This is a genomic window from Paenibacillus sp. J22FR21 (assembly GCF_056269135.1).
Map to the genome: position 1 here is coordinate 153,536 of NZ_JBWDNJ010000001.1, position 22,478 is coordinate 176,013.

A 22,478-nucleotide genomic window follows, 5' to 3' on the forward strand; every position below is an offset into this window, starting at 1 on the left:
AAAGCGAGGAACCCCAGATTAATGGGATTCCCTGCTTTTTTCCATTCCGGTTTCCTGTTTGCGTGAAGCGTTCTTCCAAAGACCTGCTACGATAATAACGATGACGATCAATATCAGGAACGACCACTCAAAAGCGGGGTTATTCTTGAAGAATTCTTCGAGCTTAATTTCGTGCGTAATCATTTTGGCTGCCGTATAAGCCAACACTCCGGATCCTACGTAAACTATCCATGGGATCTTGTTGATCAGCTTAATAAACAGCGTACTGCCCCAAACTACGATTGGAATGCTGATGATAAGTCCAAGCAGAACCAGTAGTACACTGCCATGAGCCGCACCTGCGACCGCGATGACATTGTCTAAACCCATAGCAGCGTCGGCTATAATGATTGTACGTACAGATTGCCATAAGGTGTTGCCTGCCGTGATATTGTCATGTGCTTCATTATCAACCAGCAGCTTGTAAGCAATCCAGAGCAGCAAAATGCCGCCTGCCAGCATGAGCCACGGAACATTGAGCAAGTATACAACTAATGTGGTAGCGATGGCTCGAATACCGACGGCACCGACTGTCCCCCATATGACGGCTTTTTTTTGCTGTTCCTTAGGCAGTTTTCGAGCTGCAAGCCCGATTACGATGGCGTTATCGCCGGCAAGAATGAGGTCGATAAAGACGATGGTAACCAGTGCAGAAAGAAATTCAAGTGAGAAAAAGTCCATTGCCTTTCTGTCCTCCTTTTCTTTAGAGCGCTATGATGTTTATCGTTCTTACGTTTAAAAACAGAGAAGGATTCAAAAATTCATAAACATAAGCTGTCCACTTGGGACATACACGTCATAGACGAGTACTTTCCTAACGTAGGAAGAAGCTCCATCGCCAAAAGGACGGCCAAAGCCGTTTCTTCTTGAGGAGGCGTGATTTGTGGACAGCTTAATTATTTTCGTTCAAATTATGTTTATCAATTTGCTCTTGAGCGGTGATAATGCCGTAGTAATCGCTTTGGCGAGCCAGCAGCTTCCGAAAGCTCAGCGGCGCAAGGCCGTAACATGGGGTGCTGCTGCCGCCGTATTACTGCGCTGTTTGCTGACGCTAATTGCGCTGACGCTGCTGCAGGTACCGTACCTTCAGGCTGTCGGCAGCATCTTGTTGTTCATGATTGCCATCAAGCTGGTAACGGACGCATCGTCACATGCCGAGGAATTTCACAACATGCGCAAGGTAACCTCACTTTCCAGTGCAATCCGAACCATTGTGATCGCTGATTTTATTATGAGTTTGGACAATGTATTGGCCATTGCCGCTGTGGCAGAAGGGGAGCCCGTACTTATTGTACTCGGGATTGCCCTTAGCATACCTATGATTATTTGGGGGAGTCAGCTACTTAGTACCATGATTCGCAAATTTCCTTCTTTTGTTTACATCGGAGGGGGACTACTCGGTTATGCGGCAGGTGAAATGCTGGTGCACGATCCAGCGATTCACCCGTTATTCACGAATGAATTATCGGTTCTGTTAACGGCAATTCCGGTTCTTTGCATCCCTTTGGTCATTATTGTGGCATTGCTGCGAATAAAAAGATAAGGTAAACTATATTTTTAGAGTAAATGTAGCAGTAACACTGGTTTTTTGCCTGCTGTTCCAGTACACTAGTAGATGTTAAAAAAGTGCCAGAGAGAAAGGAACATAGGCATGTCGAAAAACCAATACACCATCGGTCTTTTGTTTTTGATCGCGGGTGCTGTTATTTTACTCGGAAAGCTTGGACTGTTTGGGTTTATCGGCACAAACTTCTGGCCGCTTTTCGTTCTGATTCCCGGCATATTGCTGCACGTGCTGTTTTTTGGACGACTGCTTCCTCCGATTGTTCTAATCCCGGGAGCGATTCTGACAATTAACGCCTTTATTTTTTTCTTTTGCATTGCGTTCGGATGGAGCAACATGCACTACTTATGGCCTTTATTCATTTTTGCGGTTTCCATCGGTTTATACGAATATCATTTGTTTGATACGTACCATCCGAAGTTTCCACGAACACTTGCCATTATCCTTGCTCTTGTTTCAGCGTCGTTTTTTGGCATCATGCTAGTGTGGGGCTGGGGCTTATACCTTATCGCCATCGCATTTCTCGCGCTTGGTGCTTGGCTCGTTGCGGGACGTAAAGCTCGCTGGTAAAGGTTCAATTGTTTAACACGTTTGTCGCAAGCCCGCACACAGCAGACTAATAAATAAAAAAAGTTGGAGTGGATTCTTAACATGCAAGCCAGAGAGAACATCAGGAATATCGCAATTATTGCGCACGTTGACCATGGTAAAACTACGCTAGTCGACAAATTGCTTCAACAATCCGGCACGTACCGTGACAATGAAACGGTTCAAGAACGCGCCATGGATTCCAATGATTTGGAACGGGAACGCGGCATTACCATCTTGGCTAAGAACACGGCAGTAAACTACAAGGAGTTTCTAATCAACATCGTGGATACTCCTGGACATGCCGATTTCGGCGGTGAAGTAGAGCGGATTATGAAGATGGTTGACGGCGTTCTTCTGGTCGTTGATGCATTCGAAGGCTGTATGCCGCAAACGAAATTCGTACTTCGTAAAGCACTGGAAAGCAATTTGACTCCGATTGTTGTTTTGAACAAAATCGACCGTCCGAATGCAAGCCCGGAGCAAGTCGTTGACGAAGTATTGGATCTGTTCATCGAGCTTGGTGCCAGTGATGAGCAGCTTGAATTCCCGGTTGTATACGCATCTGCATTGATGGGTACGGCTAGCTTGAAAGTTGACAAACAAGACGAGAACATGCAGGCGCTTTATGAGACAATCATCGAGCAAATTCCGGCTCCGACAGAAAGCGTAGACGAGCCGCTTCAATTCCTCGTTACGTTGCTTGATTACAACGAGTACCTGGGCCGTATCGCAGTTGGTCGTGTAAACCGCGGTATCATCCGTCAAGGCCAATCCGTAGCTGTTATCAACCGCGAAGGTGTGACGAAACAAGCGCGTATTGAGAAGCTGTTTGGTTTCCAAGGTCTGAAACGTGTTGAGGTTGAAGAAGCAGGCGCAGGCGATATCGTAGCCATTGCCGGTATTCGTGAAATCAACATCGGTGAAACCATTGCAGATCCTGCTAACCCAGAGGCGCTGCCGGTTCTGAAGATCGATGAGCCGACATTGCAAATGACATTCCTTGTTAACAATAGTCCATTCGCAGGTCGCGAAGGCAAATGGGTAACATCCCGTAAGTTGCGCGAGCGTCTGTTCAAAGAGCTTGAAACAGATGTGGCTCTTCGTGTAGAAGAAACAGACAGCCCGGATGCATTCGTTGTTTCCGGCCGTGGTGAGCTTCACTTGGGTATCTTGATCGAGAACATGCGTCGTGAAGGCTTCGAGCTTCAAGTTTCCAAACCTGAAGTTATTATCAAGGAAATTGACGGTCAGAAGAATGAGCCTTACGAGCGTTTGCTTATCGACGTACCGGAAGAAAGCACTGGCGCAGTTATGGAGAGCCTTGGTTCCCGTAAAGCCGAGATGGTTAACATGATCAATAACGGTACAGGTCAAGTACGTATTGAATTCATCATTCCTGCACGCGGTTTGATCGGATACCGTACGAACTTCTTGACACTGACTCGCGGTTACGGCATCATGAACCACGCATTCGATAGCTACGGTCCGCTTGCTGGCTCATCCGTCGGTGGACGTCATCAAGGTGTTCTTATTTCCAGTGAGAATGGCGTAACTACTTTCTATGGCATGATGGGCGTAGAAGATCGCGGCGTTCTGTTCATGGAGCCGGGTACTGATGTATATGAAGGTATGATTGTCGGCGAGCACAACCGCGATAACGACATCATCGTTAACATCTGTAAAGAAAAAGCACTGACAAACGTTCGTTCCGCTGGTAAAGACGACACCGTTCGTTTGAAAACACCAATCTTGTTCTCCCTTGAGCAAGCGCTGGAATATCTGAACGACGATGAATATTGCGAAGTAACGCCGAAGTCGATTCGTCTTCGTAAGAAGCTTCTCAATAAGAGCGAGCGCGAGCGCGCCGAGAAACAACGTAAGACAGCACAAGCTGGCGTTTAAGAGGTATACAATCGCCATTGATGGCACTAGATGACAGGCAGGGTTAGCAGCGCTCTCTTCATGCAGAAGAGTTCGTTGTTGCCCTGCCGTTTCTCGTCCGTGACCATATGGAAGTCATTTCAAGTCATTCGGGAGGTAGAAGCATCATGCAGAACTGGTTTCACGCTCATCCTATTTTGACCTATCTTATCATTCTGGCTTTGACCATTTATATTTTTAACGCTGTATTTCGTGTACAACGTTTGCCGATCCTCAAAGAAATACTCGTGCATCTCGTGATGGCGGGCGGATCGTTTGTGCTGTTCGTACTGCAATTCGATAAATTGCCAATTATCCAGTGCATGTCCGTTGCCGTGTTTATGATGGCTCTGCTTCGGGGTAGACAATTCTATGACAAGCTTAAAGGAAAACGCGGTGGAAGCAGCAGTTCGGATACGGGAGGGGCTTAACTTGCGGTTTGAGGATGCCTTGTTCAATTGGCTTCAAATTCAGCTGGTAGCAGAAGCAAGACCGGAAGACCGTGCTGCAATCGACACCCGAGATTTCTTCCTCGAGATTCTGACAGAGGATCACGGTATATCGAATCTGCACATACATACGGTAGATGATACGATGATCCATTTGAGGTTTGACAAGGATAATAAGAGCAAGCTGCAAATGTTTCCCCGAGAAGCCGGAGAACAGCTGCTTCAAGATATCAACGAGAATCCGAAATATAACTGACGAAGGTGGAAGTCATGACTAGGGGATCCGATTTGTCTCCACGTAAGGATAAGCGCAAGAAGAGATATTGGCTGCGCCGAGTGATGGTACTGTTTCTGGCCTTACTGATTGGCGTTGCAGGGTACCTGGGTTATTTGTATAAGGTTTCGAAGGATGTACTGGGTGAAATTACGACGGATGCCGATCCGGCCGTAACGGTTTCTGCGAACCAGTCGGTTAAGGTGAAGCCGGTATCGATTATGCTGCTAGGCGTAGATACGCGGAAGGAAACAGGCAGCCTGAATACGGATGTCATGATGATTGCGACGTTTAACCCGAATACGAAGTCCGCAGTCGTTGTGTCCATTCCTCGTGATTCCAAGATTGAACTCTCTGGCTACAATAGCCGTAAAGCAAATGCATATTATTCAAGATTCCTCGCAGGCGCAAGAAATGACGGCTTGAAGGGGAAAGACGCGGAGAGGCAAGCGAAGCAGGATTTGCGCAAAATGTTCAGCAAATATTTTGATATCCCGATTGACTATACGGCAACGATCAACTTTCAAGGCTTCGTCGATGTCGTAGACGCGCTTGGCGGCGTCGATGTTGATGTGGACATGGACATGCGTTACGTCGACAATGCGGATGGCACGAGCATTGATTTGAAGAAGGGCCCTCAGAAGCTTAAAGGTGATGATGCGCTTGATTTCGTCCGTTACCGCAAGTCCAATGACGGTACGAATATGTCGAGCGACTTTGACCGCAATCGCCGTGAAAGTCAAGTGCTTGGTGAAATCGCGGATAAGCTCAAATCCTTCTCCAGCGTACCCAAAATGGCTAATGTCATTAAGGCGGTAGGCAACAATATGCGTATGGATATTCCTAGTGACGAAGTAGAAAATATGATGAAAACGTACTTCGGCATAAGCAAAAGCGATATCACGTTTATCCCGCTCGAAGGGGAATGGCGCTCACCATATGTACATCTGAATGAAGCTAAACTTCAGGAAGCAAAATCGGCGCTGGCATCCAAATTGGCGGAATGAATGTGGTAGTACGACGTATGCTATGGTATAATAAAACCATCGAAGCACTTACACAATAGGCAAGGAGGACTGCGGATGACTGAACTTGTCACCGTACTTACTGACGAGTTGCTAAGTGGCCTGGAGAAAGAACCGTTTGTTCTGTTACACACAATTGATGCAGACAGCGGAGTTCCGACTTCCAGCGTAATATCGTGGATTTATGCGGTCAACCGTTCCACGCTGCGTTTTGCCATTGATGGTCGCTCGCGCCTAACGGTGAATATGACTTCGAAAGTGGATGTAAGCGTTACTGTGTTTGCGCCGGGTACTGTTCAAACGATCTACGGCACGGCACGGCTTGTAACGGAAGGTCTTGAGGACGTGCCATTCAAATTGGTATGTTTCGACATCGATATTGCTTCGGTACGCGATGCGATGTTTTACGGCGCACGCTTGTCCGCAAGACCCGAGTATGAGAAAACTTACGACAGAAGAGCTGCAGACAAACTGGATGGACAGGTGTTTGCTGCCATGAAGAAAGCCTAGTGAGGAATCACTAGGCTTTTTGTGTTCTTATACCGACTCTCACGGTGCCGGTGTCTTCGTAGGTCTAGAGCTTTTGTTTCATTTTTTGCTTATCCGTCTTAGCTGGATCCGGTTGCTCCGGTTGGATATCTCGCGGAACTTGAGGGACGATCCGCCCTATGATGTCGGCCATCTCTTCGGCAAATCCGGCAATGGGCCTGCCGCGCTTCATGTCGGCCTGTACTTCTTTAAGGCGGGTCCCAATGTCGATATCGGCGGTCACGATGGCATCAATGCCATAGGGGTCTTTGCGGAAAGCTTCTGCAACCGCATATTTGATCGTTCCAACACGGGATCGTTCCAAGTTTCCTGCTACATCAATGCCAACGATCGCTGTATTTTTAAACACGACACAGTGAGCGGCTTTCACGCCGGGTACATGCCGCGCCAGATCCTCTAAATGAGCTGCGACTTGTTTAGGGCTGCTGATTTGCTTCTTCTGCGGAGCGCTCTGCTGTGCACGAACGCGTTTATCATTCTGTGGAGAGGGTGATGTCTCATTGCGGGCGACAGTATTACAGCCTGTTGCCAGCAAGCAAAGGATCATAGCGGGCACCAGCCACTTTCTCATTTTCGCCACCTGACCTTTCTAGAGTCTGCAAAGTTTGTTCAAGCATAGTTTGCCTAGATGCAGGCCGCGCTATGTACGCCTTTGAATGAAATTCCAACGCCAGGAGGGCTCACGATGAAAAAGATATTCGTGCTCGACACCAATGTACTCTTACATGATCCGCAAGCGATCTTCGCTTTCGATGACAACGAGATCATTATACCCGCGGTGGTGTTGGAAGAAATTGATTCAAAGAAAAGATTGGCTGATGAGCTTGGCCGAAATGCACGGCATGTGTCCCGGCTGCTGGACCAAATGCGGATGACGGGACGATTGCACGAAGGAATTGAACTTGATAACGGGGGCGTTCTCAAGGTAGAACTGAATCATCGCAGCTTTATGCGTGTACAGGAAATGTTCGGTGAAATGTCTAACGACAATCGAATCCTTGCGGTGGCGCTCAATTATCATCTTGAAGAGCAGGACAAAGGAGACCCGCGTCCTGTTATCATTGTCAGTAAAGATGTACTCGTCCGCATTAAAGCGGATGTATTGGGGCTTGAAGCTCAAGATTATTTATCCGATCAGGTGGTTGCACCATCGGATGTGTATGCAGGTTATTTAACGCTTAAAGTGCATCCTTCGGTAATTGATGAATTTTATACGTACCGGTTTCTTACGATCAAGAATCTTCTGCTCAATTCACGACTGCATCCGAATGAATTTGTCATCCTGCGAGATGAGATGGGGACGTCTAAATCCGCGCTGCTCAAAGTCAGCCAAGACGGTGCAAGACTGGAGCCGCTCTATCTAAGCAATGATCCGGTGTGGGGGATTACCGCCCGTAATGCGCAGCAGCGCATGGCACTGGAGCTATTGCTCAGTGACGACATTCCACTCGTGACGCTGACCGGTAAAGCCGGTACAGGCAAGACGCTCCTGGCGCTTGCTGCAGGTCTGATGAAGGTGGAGGATGAGCACAAATACAAGAAGCTGCTGATCGCAAGACCGGTCGTTCCAATGGGGAAGGATATCGGATATTTACCGGGTGAGAAGGAAGAGAAGCTGCGTCCGTGGATGCAGCCGATTTATGATAATTTGGAGTATTTGTTTGATACGAAGAAGTCGGGCGATATTGATAAAATATTAATGGGGCTCGGCAGCATTCAGGTAGAGGCGCTCACTTATATTCGGGGGCGTTCGATACCGGGGCAATTCATCATCATCGATGAAGCGCAAAACTTGACTAAGCATGAGGTCAAAACGATCGTTTCGCGTGTCGGGGAAGGAAGTAAAATCGTCCTGATGGGTGATCCGGAGCAGATCGACCATCCTTATCTGGATTCGATCAGCAATGGCCTCACGCATATTGTGGAACGCTTCAAGCAAGAGAGCGTCAGCGGTCATATGACGCTCGAGAAAGGGGAACGTTCGAGACTCGCCCAACTGGCGGCGGATCTGCTCTAGTCGGTCGCTTCCAGCACCGTTTCGGAGCTGCAGCGATAGGCTCGTGCAATCCCCTCCATAAGTGAAACCTGATGACGGTCAATGGCGAGCAGCCTGCGGCCGTCATTTTGTATGTGGGTGGCAATGGCATGCTCGTCCGCTTGTTCAGCGGCTGAAGCAAGCTCAGCGTCAGGAGAAGTGCCGGGGATTAAGCAAACGATAGATGCCAGCAGTAAATCGAGATATCGATTGCCAGATGGCGTAATGAGTCCATAGTCCGTGAAATTGCGGCTGTTAAGCGACCATGACTCTTCAAGCCGGACCCATTGTCCTTGCTCGCAATCAGCCTTATAGGAGTATGCGAATGCTTCAACAGCGTCCGCGTCTGCTTGGCTGTTAACGAAGAGCAAGGTGTCATCACGATCCAGCAAGGTGATCGTCGTGTCGGAAATGGCTAGCACCATTTGCTCGAAGTCGGTTGGCAGCATGTCCTTCGGTAATTGCAGGTCTACACTGTAAATCGGTTGCACGGATGCATCCTCCTCGCGAAGGTTAGTTTTCTCCAAGTATGACGGATTCTGTGGCGCGAAGCAATTTGCAAATGAGTCCATAGACGCAATTGACAGGCGACAAAAAAGCGCTTTCTTGCTAAAATAAAGATTAGCTAAAATTTATGTTAGCAGTGAGAGTTTGACTGCGTCAAACGTCAGAGGTGAGAGTTTGTCTACGACAAACTCCCTATTAGCATTAGAGGTGAGAGTTTGTCTCCAGACAAACTCCCTATCAGAGGAGGGACACGGTGTCACGCAGAAAATATGTCATGCTGCTGCTGAGCGTATTTACGATTTGCGCTGCGCTGCTTGTTCCCATGTTCGGTAAGCCGGGATCGCCGGTCACTCACTCCGATGACGGTCAATTATCGACCGACAAACCTCAGGTCGTTGACGGGGACGAGCAGGATCGAACGACACTTTCAATCGCAGTCTCGATGGACGAGACTGAATATCAATATTGGCTAGGTGAGAATGAGCGTTTTAAGCTGTCCCATCCTCGAATCAGTATTCAGATGACGAACATACATAACGAAGATGCTGATGAAGCAAGGAAGAAGGCATCGGAGAATGGCGAACCGTTCGATCTGATGCTGTTGGACAACGATCGCGTGCGGGAATTTGCCGTGCAAGGGTTTCTGCTCCCCGTTGATGACATTGTTTCGGGAGATACAGCTGCCGACCAAATGGAAGCGCTAACAAGTATTGTGAAATGGAATGGGTCGTTATGGGGAGTCCCGCTCGATTGTAATCCACTGCTTGTGGTTTGGCAGAAAAATGTCCTCAAGGATGCCGGTTTAAGTGCGCCGCCTAAGGATCTGGAAGCACTGAAGGCTGCCGTTGCGACAGTAGCGGCAACGAACCCTCAAATCAGTCCGTTTAATCTCAATACGGCTGATCCCAAGGAAATGGCGGCATGGATGGGCATGTTCAAGGAAAACAGCGAAGCGGCTGCTAATCTATCCCCGTTCACGATTACGCAGAAGGAACAGCTTTATTATGCCGCTGAATCTGCTGCCCAGATTTACAGGCTTGCGCCAGCTCAACAGAAGAATCAACTGCTAGGCGCATTTGGTGCCGGTACGCTCCTGTCCGCCATTATGCCGTGGACACTCTATAGATCCTTGACGAATGATGAGAGAGGACTGCTGACAATAGGTTCTACAGCCGGTCCTGTTGTTCGCGCCAATGGGAGAAGCTTCGTCATGCTGGCCGGGACGGAGAGACTGAGCGAAGCCAATGCGTACATTACAGAGATGACCTCTACAGAGGCGCAATTGGATCATTATCGGTCACTGGGGCGATTGCCTTCTCGAATATCGGCGATGACGAATGAATTCGAATATAACGATATCGAACAGCGACCACCGCATTTCCTTGTTGGCATGTTGAGCAGGGCTTCCGTAACGCCTGATCCTTCTTGGCGGGAAAGATGGGAACGCTGGTCGAAGCTGCTTGTTACGCTCGGAGGGAATCAGACTGCACTGGTGCCGGAGCTGGCGAGCACCTTTATATCACAGTGGAATGGCGTGCCGGAACAACCAATAGGCGATGCCGAAGCACCGCCTGAGGAGCCGTTAAAGACTGATGCTAAGCTTAATCAATAGCTTGCCGTCTTCAACGGTGACCGATTTGGTTTTGAGGAAGGATACGATTTTGGAAGGATAGAAGCCGAGGTCGAATTCTTTCTCAAGTGCCGTTCTTGTCGTGTCCGGAAGCTCCAGGCCGTTAAAAATTAACGAATCGACATGAAACAAGATGGAGCCGTCCTTCTCTAGCGAATAATGCCCCGTTAATTGCACTTCCATGTTGTCGCGTTTGCCGGTTACGATGACTTCGCCTGGTTTGAAGACGAAGGAGAAATTGTTGAACAGCTCGTTCTGCTCTCGGAGGAATGCGTTAAGTTTATCATCCGGGATGGAGAGGGAATAATTGAAGCCGTCAATATCGAGCATGTCTTTATTGTTTTGCACCCAAGCCGGCATTTTCTTCATCGCTTTGGACAAGGCGCTGAAATATCGTTTTACCTCTAACAAACCGACATTTTGCCAGAAGTCCGTAAATTCGGTGATAAGCAGCTTGAGATTGTCAGCATCAGACCGCCCGCTTAGCGAGGAGTCGACATCCTGCTGAAGCGCAATAACGCGGTTTCGCTGCGTAGTAAGGCGTTCTTCGACTTCGGCAAGCTGTTCAGACTGCGTATCGAGCTTGCTGATGTTTTTCTTCAGCTCTCGATATTGCTTCATGTAGGTGTTCAGCGTAAGCTTGTCATTAGATAAGATAAGATCAAAAAAATCAAGCAGCTGCAGCAGCTCCGATAAATTGTCCGAGGACACAAGAGCCGTCAGAAAAATATCTCGTTCACCGGTGTAGTAGGCGCGAAGTACTTTCCCCGCCTCTGCACGCTTCTTCTCGATCGTTTGTTCTTGGCTTGCCAGCTTCACTTTGGAATCATCCAGCTGCGCAAGGATGGTCTGCTGCTGCTCTTTCACGCGTGCAATTTCTTTGTCAATTTCAACGACGGAGAGGCTTTTCTCCAGTATCGCTCGGACCTCTTCATCTTTAGGAGTTGCCGGGTCGGCGAATACGGGGTAAATGGTCAGCCAAACTGCGAGCGCGCAAACGGCGAACGCCGCAATCCGGCGGCGTATCGTTCCTTTCACGAAGGGCTCCCCTTTCTTCACACTTTGCATGCACTACTATATGCATGTACCAATTCTATTATATCTGCAGGCATTAATTTTGTCCTTGATTTGGAGGGATTGCATGAACAGAAAGAGCCGACGAATATCCTTAAATATTGAGGAACAAATTGCACAAAGTCAGATGAAGGGCAGGGCTTCCTTACACAACGGGGAGAATGCTGAAGTCAGCTGCATTTCGTTTCACGATTATATGGCCATTTGTTTATATGACGAGAAGGAAGGCTATTATCGTTCCGGAGAGATACGAGTCGGCAAGAAAGGCGATTTCTATACGAGCTCTGCGATCGGCTCCATTATGGGAGAGAAGCTGGCAAGCTGTGCAGCCGAATTGGTGAACAGCCGGAAGGATTCATTGGTAATGATTGCGGAATGGGGAGCGGGTACGGGATTGCTCTCGCAGCAAATGATTGCGGCTTGGTCCGACGCTCGCCACTCGTGGTTGACACAAGCGCAGCATTACATCGTGGACAGCAACCCCGTGCATCTAGATGCGGCTCAGTCGAGGCTGGAGCTGGCGTTGGCTGATCTCGACAATGCAGCTGCACCGCGGCCTCAGCTGCAATTCTTGACGCCTGAAGAGGCGAAGAGCGTTATGAATGAGGCAAACCGCAGTAACGGAGCGACATCGGCGGCATGGCCGTATACAATCATTATTGCGAATGAGCTGCTGGATGCTTTTCCGGTGCATCGGGTCGTTATGAAAGAAGGTCAGCTGTGGGAGCTTTGCGTAGCAGGGAATGACGACGATGATGAAGAAGCTTTTCGCTACGTCTATACAGCCCTAACCGACGAACGGATTGCAAGGGTACTGAATCGGGATGGAATCGAGTTGCTGGAAGGGCAGATCACCGAGGTGAACCTTGCTGCCGAGCAGTGGATTACAGAGCTGGGACAGCTGGTTGAACATGGAGCATTATTGCTCGTGGATTATGGTCACGAGGTGCCGGAAATTACGGCATCGCATCGTATGCAAGGGACACTGCTATGTTATAAGGATCATATGGCGCATGACCGTCCATTCAGCCTTCCGGGAGAGCAGGACATGACCTCGCATATCAACTACACGGCTTGCAGACATGCAGCCGAACAGGCGGGCTGGCATGTGCAGTATTATGACACGCAGAAGCAATTCCTTCTTGATCAAGGCTTGCTGCAGGACCTAGTTGCCCATGACGGGACTAATCCATTCAGCGAAGCGGCAAGACGCAATCGATCCATTCGTCAGCTTCTGCTGAGCGATAATATGAGCGAGTCGTTTAAAGTGATGGTACTGGTCAAAGGTGAATAAAGCAGGGAAACGAAAAAAGGCTGTTCCGGAGATGGTCGTCCATCTTCTCGGAGCAGCCTTTTGGCTATTTGTGAATGTCGGAAGGTCCGTTTAATTAGAATGGGTTACCCATTACAAATACGGTCCAATACGTGAAGCTGACGAACGAGATAAACATGTATCCCCAGAACATCAACATATAGGTTCTTTCGGAAAAGTTCAAATAGCCTAACAGGACAAACACGACGGTTTGAATAAAGAACAAGAGTGCCATCTCGGTCATATGTCCTGCAAACGCCATTAGCGCGATTACAAGCGTCCAGAAACCGAGCACTCGGAACATGCGTGCCATGATTTCATCCCCCTTCTCGTCAATCTCGACCCAATTACTATTGCCCATTATAACGTTTCAGGTAACATGTGTAAACTGTTTCAATCGTGACGAATTGGCAAACTTTTTGCCTTCTTTTCACGCTCTGATACAAGTTTGCTTCAAATTGCAATAAAACATGTATGAGCCGTCAAAAAAATGGATATACAAATTAGTATCCGATAGATTCTATGAACTCTACCAAGGGCATAGAGATAAAGTAAGCGCCTAATGTTAGGAGGTTTTGGTTGCATGACAGCAGTCAGACAAGATGCCTGGAGCCCGGATGACGATCTCATCCTAGCCGAAGTTACGCTGCGGCATATCCGCGAGGGAAGCACGCAGTTGGCCGCTTTTGAGGAAGTAGGAGAGCGGATCGGCCGGACTTCGGCCGCATGCGGATTCCGCTGGAACAGTTGTGTCCGCAAACGCTATGAAGATGCCATACAAATTGCGAAGCAGCAGCGCCAGAAGCGGAACTATATGAAAAAACAAACGTACGTTGCAACACCTCATGTATCCGCAATCAGCATGATCGACACAGAAGAGCGTACATTCAAGAATGATCCGTTGACGGAAGAATCGCTATCAATTGATACCGTTATCCGATTTCTGCGGCAATGGAAAGGTACTTATCAAGAGCTTAATCGCCAGATCAAGACGCTTGAACGCGATCTGCGCGAGAAGGATGAAGAATTATTCACCTTACGTGAGTTGAATGAAAGGTTGTCGCTTGAAGTCAACAATGCCCAAACGGATTATCGCGCGGTCAATGACGACTACAAGACACTCATTCAAATTATGGACCGTGCACGCCGCTTGACCGTGCTGACAGAAGAAGATGAGGCTAAACCTCGCTTCAAGATGGATGCAAACGGTAACTTGGAACGAATCGAATAGCCGGCTTGCTTCATTGAAAGGCGGCTCTCCAAAATCTCTCCGAACCTGCTATAGGTGCGGCGGGATTTTTTAGTTTGCTTCTGTTACGATAAGTTTAATCAGGCAGAGGCAGAAATGAGGCAAACCAGTGAAGATGATCATCGTAGGAGCGGGGGCGCTCGGACTTTTATATGGGGCAAGGCTGGCGGAAGCCGGAATGGAAGTTGTCTTATTGACACGATCGGAAGAGCAAGCGAAGCTGCTGCGCGAGGAAGGGATCCGGTTGACCAAACGGGATGGCGTGCATAGCCAAGTGCGTGTACAGGCTTCTACGATTGATAGCTATGTTCCGGATGTACTGCGACAAGAGGATTGGATATGGCTCACCGTTAAGCAAGTGCATCTGAGTGATCAACTGCTTCATCAGCTAGGATATATGACAGCTCGGGGCTGTTCCGTGCTTGCGCTTCAGAATGGGATTGGGCACCTGGATTTGCTCAGCAAGGTATGTCCTAAGGAGCAGCTTCACGCCGCCATAACAACAGAAGGTGCGATGCGAATCGACGATTATTCTGTTCACCATACAGGAAGCGGGACGATTACGTTCGGTAGTTGGCCGAAAAACGAAGAAAAAGCGAGCAAACCTCAAAAAATGTTGTTAAAAGCGCTCTTTGGTGCAGGAATTGAAGGCAAACTGTCGAATGAGATGGATAATGTTGTTTACAAGAAATTACTGATCAATGCTGTCATCAATCCGCTGACAGGCATATTCGCGGTGAAGAACGGAGAGCTCCCTTCTGATCCAAACCGGTTGCGCTGGATGAAGGCGCTGCATGAAGAGAGCGAACGTATTCTCATTCTTGCCGGGATGAAGAAGGACTCGGCCAGCTGGGATCAGCTGCTCCGGATTTGCGAAGCGACCGCGGGGAATCAATCTTCCATGCTGCGAGATGTACAGGCAGGACGGATAACTGAGATCGATTGGATTAACGGCGGCATCGTGTCCTTGGCCGGGACAATGCAAGTATCTGCTCCGATGAATGAAGCGGTCCTGACACTAATTAAAACACTCCAGACGAACTAATAACCGTAGAGAGGGGCGAACCGAGGATGCAGTGGATTTGGGAAAGCATCAAGAATGTCTACGCTTTTCTTGCCGTTCTTCCGATAATACCGTTTCTTCTCGTTTATTTTGGTTATGGAGCTTTCACAGGAGATAAGAAGCGAGCATTTAGCACCGCTATGGATGTAACTACGGCACTTCTGATCGGCTGTGTGGCCGTATTGTTTAATAAAATATTTCACAGTTCATTTGGTATTTACGGGATCTTGCTCGTTCTTCTTCTGGGCGGCGGGCTGCTCGGTAACGTGCAGTACCGATTAAAGGGCAATATCAATATGCGCCGCATCATGCGCGCTATCTGGCGTCTCGGTTTCTTTCTCATGAGTCTTTGTTACGTCATACTGATGTGTATCGGCATCGGGAAGAGTTTTTTTAACGTGTAATCGTTGTCAGCTGATCAATAAGAGATTAGAGGACCGCTCTCCGTTTCAGGAGGGTGGTTTTTTTTGACGGTGCGCTTTACGTTGTGTACAATGAATGAGAAAAACCGGACTTATTAAGGTTGATATTTACGAGGGAGAAAGGTAGAGACTATCCATGATAATCGATACGGTTCAGCTGCCTTTCGGACAGCCTGTCACCGAAGCTTATATACATCGAAGCCACCCCGGCGTAGAGGCGTTGTTCGGCAGCCACGCGGCAGAAAATATGCACTGGAAACGCAGGATGAGTTGGCTCTCGGAGAATGGAGATAAGCGCACGAATGCCCGTCTTCTTGGGGATACGCTCCAAACGTACAATACACGCTACAACAACGAAGCTGCGGTCATGGCGAATATCGACGCGATCCGCTCGGGGGCGCCGGTCATTGTAACCGGTCAGCAAGCAGGCTTATGGACAGGTCCGCTGCTAGTCATTCATAAAGCGGTTACGGCGATCTCGGCTGCGAAGGAAGCTTCGGCACGGCTGGGTTCTGTTGTTGTGCCGGTGTTCTGGATTGCCGGTGAAGACCATGACTTCGATGAAGTCAATCATGCTTATGTGCGGGGAGAAGCTGCTGCACTGACCCGGTTGGCCGTCACACGACCGAAGGGTGCTCGCACTGCTGTCAGCAGGACGAAGATTACGCAGGATACGTTCACGGAAGCGGTCCAGCTCTTAAGTGCTTCATTGCCTGACGCGTCGTTTAAACCAGAGCTCCTTGAGAAGCTGGGCCAATTCGCGAAACAATCCGAGACGTTGTCCGATTTGTTCGCTTATTTGCTCGGGTGGCTGTTTGGCAGCCAGGGGCTTATTCTGCTCGATGCGGATGATGCTGCCATTCGGAAGCTGGAAGCGCCGATGTTCGGTCAAATGCTGGCACGTAACGATGAGCTCGAATCGGCTTACTTCCACAGCGCCAGCCAGCTTAGAGAGCATGGATTCTCGCCTGCAGCGGATGTTACGCAGGGCAGCGCGAATTTGTTTCTCTTCGACGAGGAAGAACGGATTCTGCTACATAAGCAGGAAGGTCAGTTTCGGAATCGTAAAGGCACCAAATCATGGCCAGTAGAGCAATTGCGTGAATGGGCAGAGCATGAACCTCAGCGCTTCAGCAACAATGTTCTGACAAGGCCGATCATGCAGGATTATGTGCTGCCTGTTCTGGCCGCGGTTCTTGGTCCTGGCGAGGTTGCTTATTGGTCGCTGACCGGTGAAGCCTTCAAGGTGTTAGGCATGGAGATGCCGATTATTGTGCCGCGGATGTCTTTTACGTTAGTAGAAGACAAAACGTCGAAGTATATGTCCAAATACGGATTGTCTTTCGAGGAAGTGGCTTTCCGATTTAAGACCTGTAGAGAAGCATGGCTTAAGGAGCGGGATGAAACCGGAATTGAAGCTGGTTTCGCTGCAGCCCTTTCAGGAATTGAAGCACTCTACGAGCCCATTAAGGCATTAACCGTTTCTGTTGAGAATGGCCTAGGGGAATTGACCGATCAGAATCTGCATCGCATCAAGGATCAAATCTCGTACCTTGAGAAGCGAACCATGGATGCGCATGCCAAGAAGTTCGGAGCCGCGCTTCGACAATTGGACTGGATCGCCTTGTCATTATGGCCGGAGGGCAAGCCTCAGGAACGCGTATTGAATATGATGGAATTCTATAATTTATATGGAAGATCATGGATCGACAAGCTGCTGGACATTCCTTATGATCAACAGAGCGGCCATCATTTGATTTCGATTTAATGCAAGGATCAACAACGAGAACGTAGATGAAAGGGTGCTGAAGAACAATGACCGTTAATGCGAAGCAAAACAGTATCGTACGTGATATGGCGCTTGCGCCGGAAGGACATTTGAAGATTGATTGGGTTGCAGCCCATATGCCTGTACTTAACCGAATCCGGGAGCAGTTCGAGAAGGAGCAGCCGTTTAAAGGACTGAAGGTTGCGATCTCCCTGCACTTGGAGGCCAAAACAGCCTATTTGGCTAAAGTCGTTCAAGCCGGCGGCGCAGAAGTCACGATTACAGGCAGCAACCCGTTGTCCACGCAAGACGATGTATGTGCGGCGCTCGTTGAAGACGGCATCACCGTGTTTGCCAAATACAATCCGGAGCCGGCAGAATACAAGTCTCTGCTAGTTAAGGCGCTTGAAACGAAACCAGATCTTATTATCGACGACGGCGGCGATTTCGTCTCGATCCTCCACGCCGAACGCCCTGACCTCATGGAGAATATTCGCGGCGGTGCGGAAGAAACAACGACAGGTATTCTGCGTCTTAAAGCGATGGAGAAGGATGGTTCGCTGAACTTCCCGATGGTTGCCGTTAATGATGCTTTCTGTAAATACTTGTTCGATAACCGTTATGGCACAGGCCAATCCGTATTCGACGGGATCAACCGGACGACAAACCTTGTCGTAGCCGGCAAAACAGTCGTTGTTGCAGGTTATGGCTGGTGCGGTAAAGGGGTAGCGATGCGGGCGAAAGGTCTTGGCGCGCAAGTTATCGTAACGGAGATCGATGCAATTCGTGCAGTAGAGGCTTACATGGATGGTTTCACTGTCCTTCCGATGATTGTAGCAGCTAAGCTAGGTGACTTCTTCGTTACGGTAACGGGTAACAAAGATGTCATTCGCGGCGAGCATTTCGAAGTGATGAAGAATGGCGCGCTTCTGTCCAACGCCGGTCACTTTGACGTTGAAGTGAACAAACCTGAGCTAGATGCACTTTCCAATGGCAAGCGTACAGTACGCCGTAACATTGAAGAGTACCAATTGAAAGACGGCCGCAGCATTTATTTGTTGGCGGAAGGTCGCTTGGTCAACCTGGCAGCAGGCGATGGTCACCCAGCCGAAATCATGGACATGACGTTTGCACTGCAAGCGATGTCGCTTAAATATGTGAATGACAACTATAACAGCATCGGCAAGAAAGTCGTAAACGTTCCTTACGCGCTGGATGAGCAAGTAGCCCGCTACAAACTTGAAGCGATCGGTACTGGCATCGACAAGCTATCCGATGAGCAGAAGGCATATCTGGACAGCTGGCAAGAGCATTAATTTAGCGCAGTAATAAAGTCATACAAAGGCGCATGAACATGAGTTCCAATCGGAACCGGTTCATGCGTCTTTTTTCTCCCACAATATGCAACTTCTGCCTTTCACCCAACGTTTGATAGGTAAGTCGATTATATGACAAAGAAAAGTGGGGGTTGTATCATGAACATGCTTTATGGCGGAGGCGCAACAAAAAAGAGAAGCGTCAGATGGTTGATGCTGGTTGGCATTGCAGTCATGGTATGGATGCTGGCGGGTTGCTCTGCGAGCAACAGCGATCAGAATTCAGCGAAGAGTGATGGGTATGCAGGCAGCAGTGCAACGACGAACAACGCTGCGGCGAGTACGGAGGCAGCGGCGCCAATGACAGACGGCGACACAGAAATGACCACGTCGTCTTCAAACTCCAGTGCAAATACAGCTGCAAGCGCCGAAGAGCAGCCTGCAGCCGGAATGAGCGACACGAGCAGCAACATACCGGATGGCGAGTCCAGCTTCACTCGGAAGATCATTTATAAAGCGAACGTGAACATGGAGGTTGAAGACTACGGCAAAGCTCAAACCTCGCTGCGCAATTTGATTCATTTGTCAGGCGGTTATCTGCTCTCTTTCTCGGATAAGAAAACAACCTCCGAGCTGGGCGGGACCTATACCATTAAGGTACCGGCTGCCGGCTTCGATACATTCATCAGCGAGCTGGAGAAGATTAAGCACGAAGGCTTCGAAAGCAGTGCGCAAGGAACGGATGTGACAGAGGAATACGTCGATATGGAGGCAAGGCTGAAGGCTCGTCAAGTGGTAGAGGCTCGGCTGACCGCATTCATGGAGAAGGCGACGAAGACGACGGATCTGCTGCAAATTTCGAACCAGCTCGGCGACGTGCAAACCGAGATCGAGCGGATTAAAGGCCGAATTCGGTACTTGGACAAAAACGTGGAATACTCCACCATAGATCTAAGGATGTATCAAGTGTTAGAACCTGTTACTGCGAAAGATGAAGAGGAACCCGGTTTCCTGACTCGGATTACGGATGCCATGTCAGGTAGCACGAATGTGGTTTACGCGTTCATACAAGGTGTATTTATCTTCCTTGCAGGGGCGTTACCGGTATTGGCATTGGTCGCAATCGTAGGTATTCCTTCTTATTTGGCTTACCGAAGCAATCGGCGTAAGCGTAGTTCACTTCAGGCAGCCAGCACACAAAAAGTCCCGGAGATTGAGGCTTTAGAACCAGCCAAAGAGGAATTAGAATAGTAGAAGACCTAAGTAGCAAATCAAAGAGCTGCATCACATGTCCCCGGCGACATGTGGTGTCAGCTCTTTTTGCCGTGTTTGACTGCCGCCGGTAGCATGCTGAAGGGCAACAGTTATGGCGGTTTTCCTAGCGATAACAGAGCGTTCCTCCTCGGAAGCTTCCAAGAAGATGGGGTTACGGAATAGAGCGGTCAGTGCTTCTTCGCTGGCAGCTGCTGCTTCTTCCTCACTGCGGAGTAAATAGTGTGTTACTTGATAGCAAAGCAGCTCGACCTTTCGAAGAAGGCTTATTTTATAGGTCAAGGCGGAAGTGCCGGTCACAGGCAGGCCCCCTTATGTATGATTCATCCAGCATTTCTTTTCTAGTGTACACGATCCAAAGCACTAAAAAGTTTCAAAATCGTTACAAGGTTAATCCCATAAATTATTTTATTAAATCCTGCTTAAGGAGCAGGATTTCAATTATTGGTGGCGAATAGTTCAACCTAAGTGGTGGAAAGTGGGGTTAAGTGGAGAATTTGGGGGAAGAGGTGGAGCGGTTCAATGTTTATGGGCGAACATCAGCATAGCATTGACGAGAAAGGCCGCATCATTATCCCGGCTAAATTCCGCGAACAACTCGGCGACCACTTTGTTGTCACACGAGGACTTGATAACTGTTTGTTTGTTTATCCGCAAAGCGAGTGGAGCTTGCTTGAACAGAAGCTGAAATCGCTGCCCATGATGAAGTCGGATGCACGTGCGTTCTCACGTTTTTTCTTCTCGGGGGCAACGGAATGCGAGCTCGACAAACAGGGAAGGGTAAACTTACCGAATACGCTGTGCGAATATGCCAAGCTAGACAAGGACTGCATTGTGCTGGGCGTTTCGAACCGCGTAGAGATCTGGAGCAAACCGATCTGGGAGAGCTATTTCAAGCAATCCGAAGAGACCTTCAATGATATTGCAGAGAAGCTTGTTGATTTTGATTTTAATTTTTAGCTCGCTTGCCCAATCAGTAAGGACGAGCGAGGGGTTTAAAGCAGGGAGGATTACAGCATGTTTCAACACATCACGGTATTGAAAGAAGAAGCAGTAGATGGACTTGCCATTAAACCGGACGGCATCTACGTGGATTGTACACTCGGAGGAGCAGGTCACAGCGAGCTTATCGCATCCAGGCTTGGACCTAAGGGACGACTTATTGCATTAGATCAGGACGACTGGGCGCTCGATAACGCGCGCGTCAGGCTGTCCGCTTACATGGATCGTGTCACGCTGGTCAAAAGTAACTTTCGTTATTTAGCGCATGTGCTGAAGGATTTGGGCATTTCCGGTGTAGACGGCGTATTGTTCGATCTTGGCGTTTCCAGCCCTCAGCTTGATGAAGGCGAACGCGGCTTTAGCTACAATCACGATGCGCCGCTTGATATGCGGATGGATCAAGACGGCATGCTGACGGCAGATGATATTGTCAATACATGGGACGAACGTGAAATCTCTCGTATCATTACGAACTACGGTGAAGAACGTTTTGCCAGATCAATCGCCCGTAAAATCATCGCGGCCAGAGAGCAGAAGCGAATCGAAACGACCGGCGAGCTGGTTGAGATCATTAAATCAGGCATACCTGCCGCTGCTAGGCGGACAGGCCCGCATCCTGCGAAGCGTACGTTTCAAGCGCTGCGCATTGCGGTTAACGATGAGCTTGGTGCAGAAGAGGAAGGTCTTGAACAGACGATAGACGTATTGAATGCCGGAGGACGAGCTTCCGTCATTACGTTTCATTCCCTGGAAGACCGGATTTGCAAGCAGCTGTTTGCGAAATTTGTTGAAAAATGCACCTGCCCAACCGACTTCCCGATGTGTGTTTGCGGCGGAGGCGGCAAGCTTAAGTTAGTGAATCGCAAGCCGATTCTTCCTAGTGAAGAGGAGCTGGAGCAGAATAAAAGATCACGTTCCGCAAAGCTGCGCGTTGCCGAGAAATTATAATCGCATAGAAGACAATACACCATAGATGAAGATGGAATAATAGCAGAGAAGGGGAGAGGGAACCGCAATGGCATATGTGAATGGGAATCTGGCGCTGCAGCCCAACCGAAAGCCGGAGCAGCGGCCGCAGTTCCGCGAGACCAAAAAAGTTGTCATCAAACGCAAGTCGCTGCCGGTGCAGGAGAAACTGCTGTATATGTTTACGATTCTCGTTTGTGTGGTTGTAGCTTTCGTCGTGATTTTCCGCTATGCGCAAATCTATCAGATGGAGCTTCAAATCAAGCAATTGACGAAGCAGCATGAGCAGTTGACCGAGCAGGTCGCCTTCTTGACATCTGAATACGAGAAAGCGAATGACCCGGCTAGTATTCGGAAGAAAGCGGCGGAACAGGGCTGGGAGCAGGATGAGAATCCGATCAAAGTCAGCGTGGCGGAACCAAAAGCAACGAATGCAAGTGGAAAGAAATAG

At 48.9% G+C, this 22,478-nt stretch carries 25 protein-coding genes; 19 read left to right on the top strand and 6 right to left on the bottom strand.

Going from position 1 to position 22,478, the window contains the following annotated elements:
• Positions 1-18: 18 nt before the first annotated feature.
• Positions 19-720, bottom strand: a complete 702-nt coding sequence (locus AC0YNS_RS00695) for a TerC family protein (RefSeq protein ID WP_475779181.1) — start codon at positions 718-720, stop codon at positions 19-21.
• A gap of 202 nt (positions 721-922) precedes the next feature.
• Between AC0YNS_RS00695 and AC0YNS_RS00700 the strand changes: the two genes are divergently transcribed.
• The 7 genes from AC0YNS_RS00700 to AC0YNS_RS00730 all read left to right on the top strand — a co-directional run bounded on the left by AC0YNS_RS00700 (position 923) and on the right by AC0YNS_RS00730 (position 6,372).
• Positions 923-1,582 (top strand): TerC family protein, encoded by a 660-nt coding sequence (locus AC0YNS_RS00700; protein WP_475779182.1) that lies wholly within the window; start codon positions 923-925, stop codon positions 1,580-1,582.
• 108 nt (positions 1,583-1,690) lie between these two features.
• On the top strand, positions 1,691-2,173 hold the full coding sequence (locus AC0YNS_RS00705; protein WP_090979874.1) for a hypothetical protein: 483 nt from the start codon (positions 1,691-1,693) through the stop codon (positions 2,171-2,173).
• Between the two features lie 81 nt (positions 2,174-2,254).
• A complete protein-coding gene (gene typA, locus AC0YNS_RS00710; protein WP_475779183.1) occupies positions 2,255-4,096 on the top strand; it encodes a translational GTPase TypA in 1,842 nt (613 codons plus the stop codon).
• 146 nt (positions 4,097-4,242) lie between these two features.
• A complete protein-coding gene (locus AC0YNS_RS00715) occupies positions 4,243-4,545 on the top strand; it encodes a YlaH-like family protein (RefSeq protein WP_090979869.1) in 303 nt (100 codons plus the stop codon).
• A gap of 1 nt (position 4,546) precedes the next feature.
• On the top strand, positions 4,547-4,819 hold the full coding sequence (locus AC0YNS_RS00720; protein WP_475779184.1) for a hypothetical protein: 273 nt from the start codon (positions 4,547-4,549) through the stop codon (positions 4,817-4,819).
• A 14-nt stretch (positions 4,820-4,833) separates the two neighbouring features.
• The gene (locus tag AC0YNS_RS00725) at positions 4,834-5,844 is read left to right on the top strand and encodes an LCP family protein (protein ID WP_475779185.1); all 1,011 of its coding nucleotides are present in this window, start codon (positions 4,834-4,836) and stop codon (positions 5,842-5,844) included.
• 75 nt (positions 5,845-5,919) lie between these two features.
• A complete protein-coding gene (locus AC0YNS_RS00730; RefSeq protein WP_475779186.1) occupies positions 5,920-6,372 on the top strand; it encodes a pyridoxamine 5'-phosphate oxidase family protein in 453 nt (150 codons plus the stop codon).
• 64 nt (positions 6,373-6,436) lie between these two features.
• Here the strand turns inward: AC0YNS_RS00730 and AC0YNS_RS00735 are convergent, their stop codons facing one another.
• On the bottom strand, positions 6,437-6,982 hold the full coding sequence (locus AC0YNS_RS00735; protein ID WP_475779187.1) for a YhcN/YlaJ family sporulation lipoprotein: 546 nt from the start codon (positions 6,980-6,982) through the stop codon (positions 6,437-6,439).
• 114 nt (positions 6,983-7,096) lie between these two features.
• Between AC0YNS_RS00735 and AC0YNS_RS00740 the strand changes: the two genes are divergently transcribed.
• Entirely contained in the window at positions 7,097-8,428 is a 1,332-nt protein-coding gene (locus tag AC0YNS_RS00740; protein ID WP_090979859.1) for a PhoH family protein, read from the top strand.
• On the opposite strand, the gene AC0YNS_RS00745 is transcribed toward AC0YNS_RS00740, so the two are convergent.
• Positions 8,425-8,937: a hypothetical protein gene (locus tag AC0YNS_RS00745; protein ID WP_475779188.1), complete on the bottom strand. Its 513-nt coding sequence runs from the start codon at positions 8,935-8,937 to the stop codon at positions 8,425-8,427. The genes AC0YNS_RS00740 and AC0YNS_RS00745 overlap by 4 nt on opposite strands.
• A gap of 269 nt (positions 8,938-9,206) precedes the next feature.
• Between AC0YNS_RS00745 and AC0YNS_RS00750 the strand changes: the two genes are divergently transcribed.
• A complete protein-coding gene (locus AC0YNS_RS00750; RefSeq protein ID WP_475779189.1) occupies positions 9,207-10,565 on the top strand; it encodes an extracellular solute-binding protein in 1,359 nt (452 codons plus the stop codon).
• Here the strand turns inward: AC0YNS_RS00750 and AC0YNS_RS00755 are convergent.
• The gene (locus AC0YNS_RS00755) at positions 10,536-11,621 is read right to left on the bottom strand and encodes a coiled-coil domain-containing protein (protein ID WP_475779190.1); all 1,086 of its coding nucleotides are present in this window, start codon (positions 11,619-11,621) and stop codon (positions 10,536-10,538) included. The genes AC0YNS_RS00750 and AC0YNS_RS00755 overlap by 30 nt on opposite strands.
• Positions 11,622-11,724: 103 nt before the next feature.
• Here AC0YNS_RS00755 and AC0YNS_RS00760 point away from each other — a divergent pair, with 103 nt between their 5' ends.
• Complete coding sequence (locus AC0YNS_RS00760) at positions 11,725-12,951, top strand: class I SAM-dependent methyltransferase (protein ID WP_475779191.1); 1,227 nt, start codon at positions 11,725-11,727, stop codon at positions 12,949-12,951.
• Positions 12,952-13,045: 94 nt separating this feature from the next.
• On the opposite strand, the gene AC0YNS_RS00765 is transcribed toward AC0YNS_RS00760, so the two are convergent.
• A complete protein-coding gene (locus AC0YNS_RS00765; protein WP_090979850.1) occupies positions 13,046-13,282 on the bottom strand; it encodes a DUF2626 domain-containing protein in 237 nt (78 codons plus the stop codon).
• A gap of 270 nt (positions 13,283-13,552) precedes the next feature.
• On the opposite strand from AC0YNS_RS00765, the gene AC0YNS_RS00770 reads away from it, so the two are divergent.
• From AC0YNS_RS00770 to AC0YNS_RS00795, 6 genes are all read left to right on the top strand, one after another.
• Positions 13,553-14,200 (top strand): RsfA family transcriptional regulator, encoded by a 648-nt coding sequence (locus AC0YNS_RS00770; RefSeq protein ID WP_475779192.1) that lies wholly within the window; start codon positions 13,553-13,555, stop codon positions 14,198-14,200.
• Positions 14,201-14,333: 133 nt separating this feature from the next.
• Complete coding sequence (locus AC0YNS_RS00775) at positions 14,334-15,263, top strand: ketopantoate reductase family protein (RefSeq protein WP_475780073.1); 930 nt, start codon at positions 14,334-14,336, stop codon at positions 15,261-15,263.
• Between the two features lie 26 nt (positions 15,264-15,289).
• Complete coding sequence (locus AC0YNS_RS00780) at positions 15,290-15,685, top strand: DUF3397 domain-containing protein (RefSeq protein WP_475779193.1); 396 nt, start codon at positions 15,290-15,292, stop codon at positions 15,683-15,685.
• 154 nt (positions 15,686-15,839) lie between these two features.
• Positions 15,840-17,471, top strand: a complete 1,632-nt coding sequence (bshC, locus tag AC0YNS_RS00785) for a bacillithiol biosynthesis cysteine-adding enzyme BshC (RefSeq protein WP_475779194.1) — start codon at positions 15,840-15,842, stop codon at positions 17,469-17,471.
• A gap of 47 nt (positions 17,472-17,518) precedes the next feature.
• The gene (locus AC0YNS_RS00790; protein WP_475779195.1) at positions 17,519-18,787 is read left to right on the top strand and encodes an adenosylhomocysteinase; all 1,269 of its coding nucleotides are present in this window, start codon (positions 17,519-17,521) and stop codon (positions 18,785-18,787) included.
• Between the two features lie 159 nt (positions 18,788-18,946).
• On the top strand, positions 18,947-20,038 hold the full coding sequence (locus AC0YNS_RS00795; RefSeq protein WP_475779196.1) for a DUF4349 domain-containing protein: 1,092 nt from the start codon (positions 18,947-18,949) through the stop codon (positions 20,036-20,038).
• A 33-nt stretch (positions 20,039-20,071) separates the two neighbouring features.
• Here AC0YNS_RS00795 and AC0YNS_RS00800 read toward each other — a convergent pair whose 3' ends face one another.
• A complete protein-coding gene (locus tag AC0YNS_RS00800) occupies positions 20,072-20,359 on the bottom strand; it encodes a hypothetical protein (RefSeq protein ID WP_475779197.1) in 288 nt (95 codons plus the stop codon).
• A gap of 222 nt (positions 20,360-20,581) precedes the next feature.
• Here AC0YNS_RS00800 and mraZ point away from each other — a divergent pair, with 222 nt between their 5' ends.
• From mraZ to AC0YNS_RS00815, 3 genes are all read left to right on the top strand, one after another.
• A complete protein-coding gene (gene mraZ, locus AC0YNS_RS00805; RefSeq protein WP_090979835.1) occupies positions 20,582-21,019 on the top strand; it encodes a division/cell wall cluster transcriptional repressor MraZ in 438 nt (145 codons plus the stop codon).
• Between the two features lie 57 nt (positions 21,020-21,076).
• A complete protein-coding gene (gene rsmH, locus AC0YNS_RS00810) occupies positions 21,077-22,009 on the top strand; it encodes a 16S rRNA (cytosine(1402)-N(4))-methyltransferase RsmH (protein WP_475779198.1) in 933 nt (310 codons plus the stop codon).
• A 67-nt stretch (positions 22,010-22,076) separates the two neighbouring features.
• Positions 22,077-22,478 carry an FtsL-like putative cell division protein gene (locus AC0YNS_RS00815; RefSeq protein WP_475779199.1) on the top strand — a complete coding sequence of 134 codons (402 nt, stop codon included), beginning with the start codon at positions 22,077-22,079 and terminating at the stop codon, positions 22,476-22,478.

Excerpts from the sequence above, each read along its gene's own strand:
- AC0YNS_RS00770 (WP_475779192.1), top strand. The coding sequence starts at position 13,553 with ATGACAGCAGTCAGACAAGATGCCTGGAGCCCGGATGACGATCTCATC.
- AC0YNS_RS00735 (WP_475779187.1), bottom strand. The coding sequence starts at position 6,982 with ATGAGAAAGTGGCTGGTGCCCGCTATGATCCTTTGCTTGCTGGCAACA.
- AC0YNS_RS00715 (WP_090979869.1), top strand. The coding sequence starts at position 4,243 with ATGCAGAACTGGTTTCACGCTCATCCTATTTTGACCTATCTTATCATT.
- AC0YNS_RS00740 (WP_090979859.1), top strand. The coding sequence starts at position 7,097 with ATGAAAAAGATATTCGTGCTCGACACCAATGTACTCTTACATGATCCG.
- AC0YNS_RS00775 (WP_475780073.1), top strand. The coding sequence starts at position 14,334 with ATGATCATCGTAGGAGCGGGGGCGCTCGGACTTTTATATGGGGCAAGG.
- bshC (WP_475779194.1), top strand. The coding sequence starts at position 15,840 with ATGATAATCGATACGGTTCAGCTGCCTTTCGGACAGCCTGTCACCGAA.
- AC0YNS_RS00760 (WP_475779191.1), top strand. The coding sequence starts at position 11,725 with ATGAACAGAAAGAGCCGACGAATATCCTTAAATATTGAGGAACAAATT.
- AC0YNS_RS00765 (WP_090979850.1), bottom strand. The coding sequence starts at position 13,282 with ATGGCACGCATGTTCCGAGTGCTCGGTTTCTGGACGCTTGTAATCGCG.
- AC0YNS_RS00795 (WP_475779196.1), top strand. The coding sequence starts at position 18,947 with ATGAACATGCTTTATGGCGGAGGCGCAACAAAAAAGAGAAGCGTCAGA.
- typA (WP_475779183.1), top strand. The coding sequence starts at position 2,255 with ATGCAAGCCAGAGAGAACATCAGGAATATCGCAATTATTGCGCACGTT.
- AC0YNS_RS00705 (WP_090979874.1), top strand. The coding sequence starts at position 1,691 with ATGTCGAAAAACCAATACACCATCGGTCTTTTGTTTTTGATCGCGGGT.
- AC0YNS_RS00725 (WP_475779185.1), top strand. The coding sequence starts at position 4,834 with ATGACTAGGGGATCCGATTTGTCTCCACGTAAGGATAAGCGCAAGAAG.
- AC0YNS_RS00695 (WP_475779181.1), bottom strand. The coding sequence starts at position 720 with ATGGACTTTTTCTCACTTGAATTTCTTTCTGCACTGGTTACCATCGTC.
- AC0YNS_RS00730 (WP_475779186.1), top strand. The coding sequence starts at position 5,920 with ATGACTGAACTTGTCACCGTACTTACTGACGAGTTGCTAAGTGGCCTG.
- rsmH (WP_475779198.1), top strand. The coding sequence starts at position 21,077 with ATGTTTCAACACATCACGGTATTGAAAGAAGAAGCAGTAGATGGACTT.
- AC0YNS_RS00790 (WP_475779195.1), top strand. The coding sequence starts at position 17,519 with ATGACCGTTAATGCGAAGCAAAACAGTATCGTACGTGATATGGCGCTT.
- AC0YNS_RS00815 (WP_475779199.1), top strand. The coding sequence starts at position 22,077 with ATGGCATATGTGAATGGGAATCTGGCGCTGCAGCCCAACCGAAAGCCG.
- mraZ (WP_090979835.1), top strand. The coding sequence starts at position 20,582 with ATGTTTATGGGCGAACATCAGCATAGCATTGACGAGAAAGGCCGCATC.
- AC0YNS_RS00780 (WP_475779193.1), top strand. The coding sequence starts at position 15,290 with ATGCAGTGGATTTGGGAAAGCATCAAGAATGTCTACGCTTTTCTTGCC.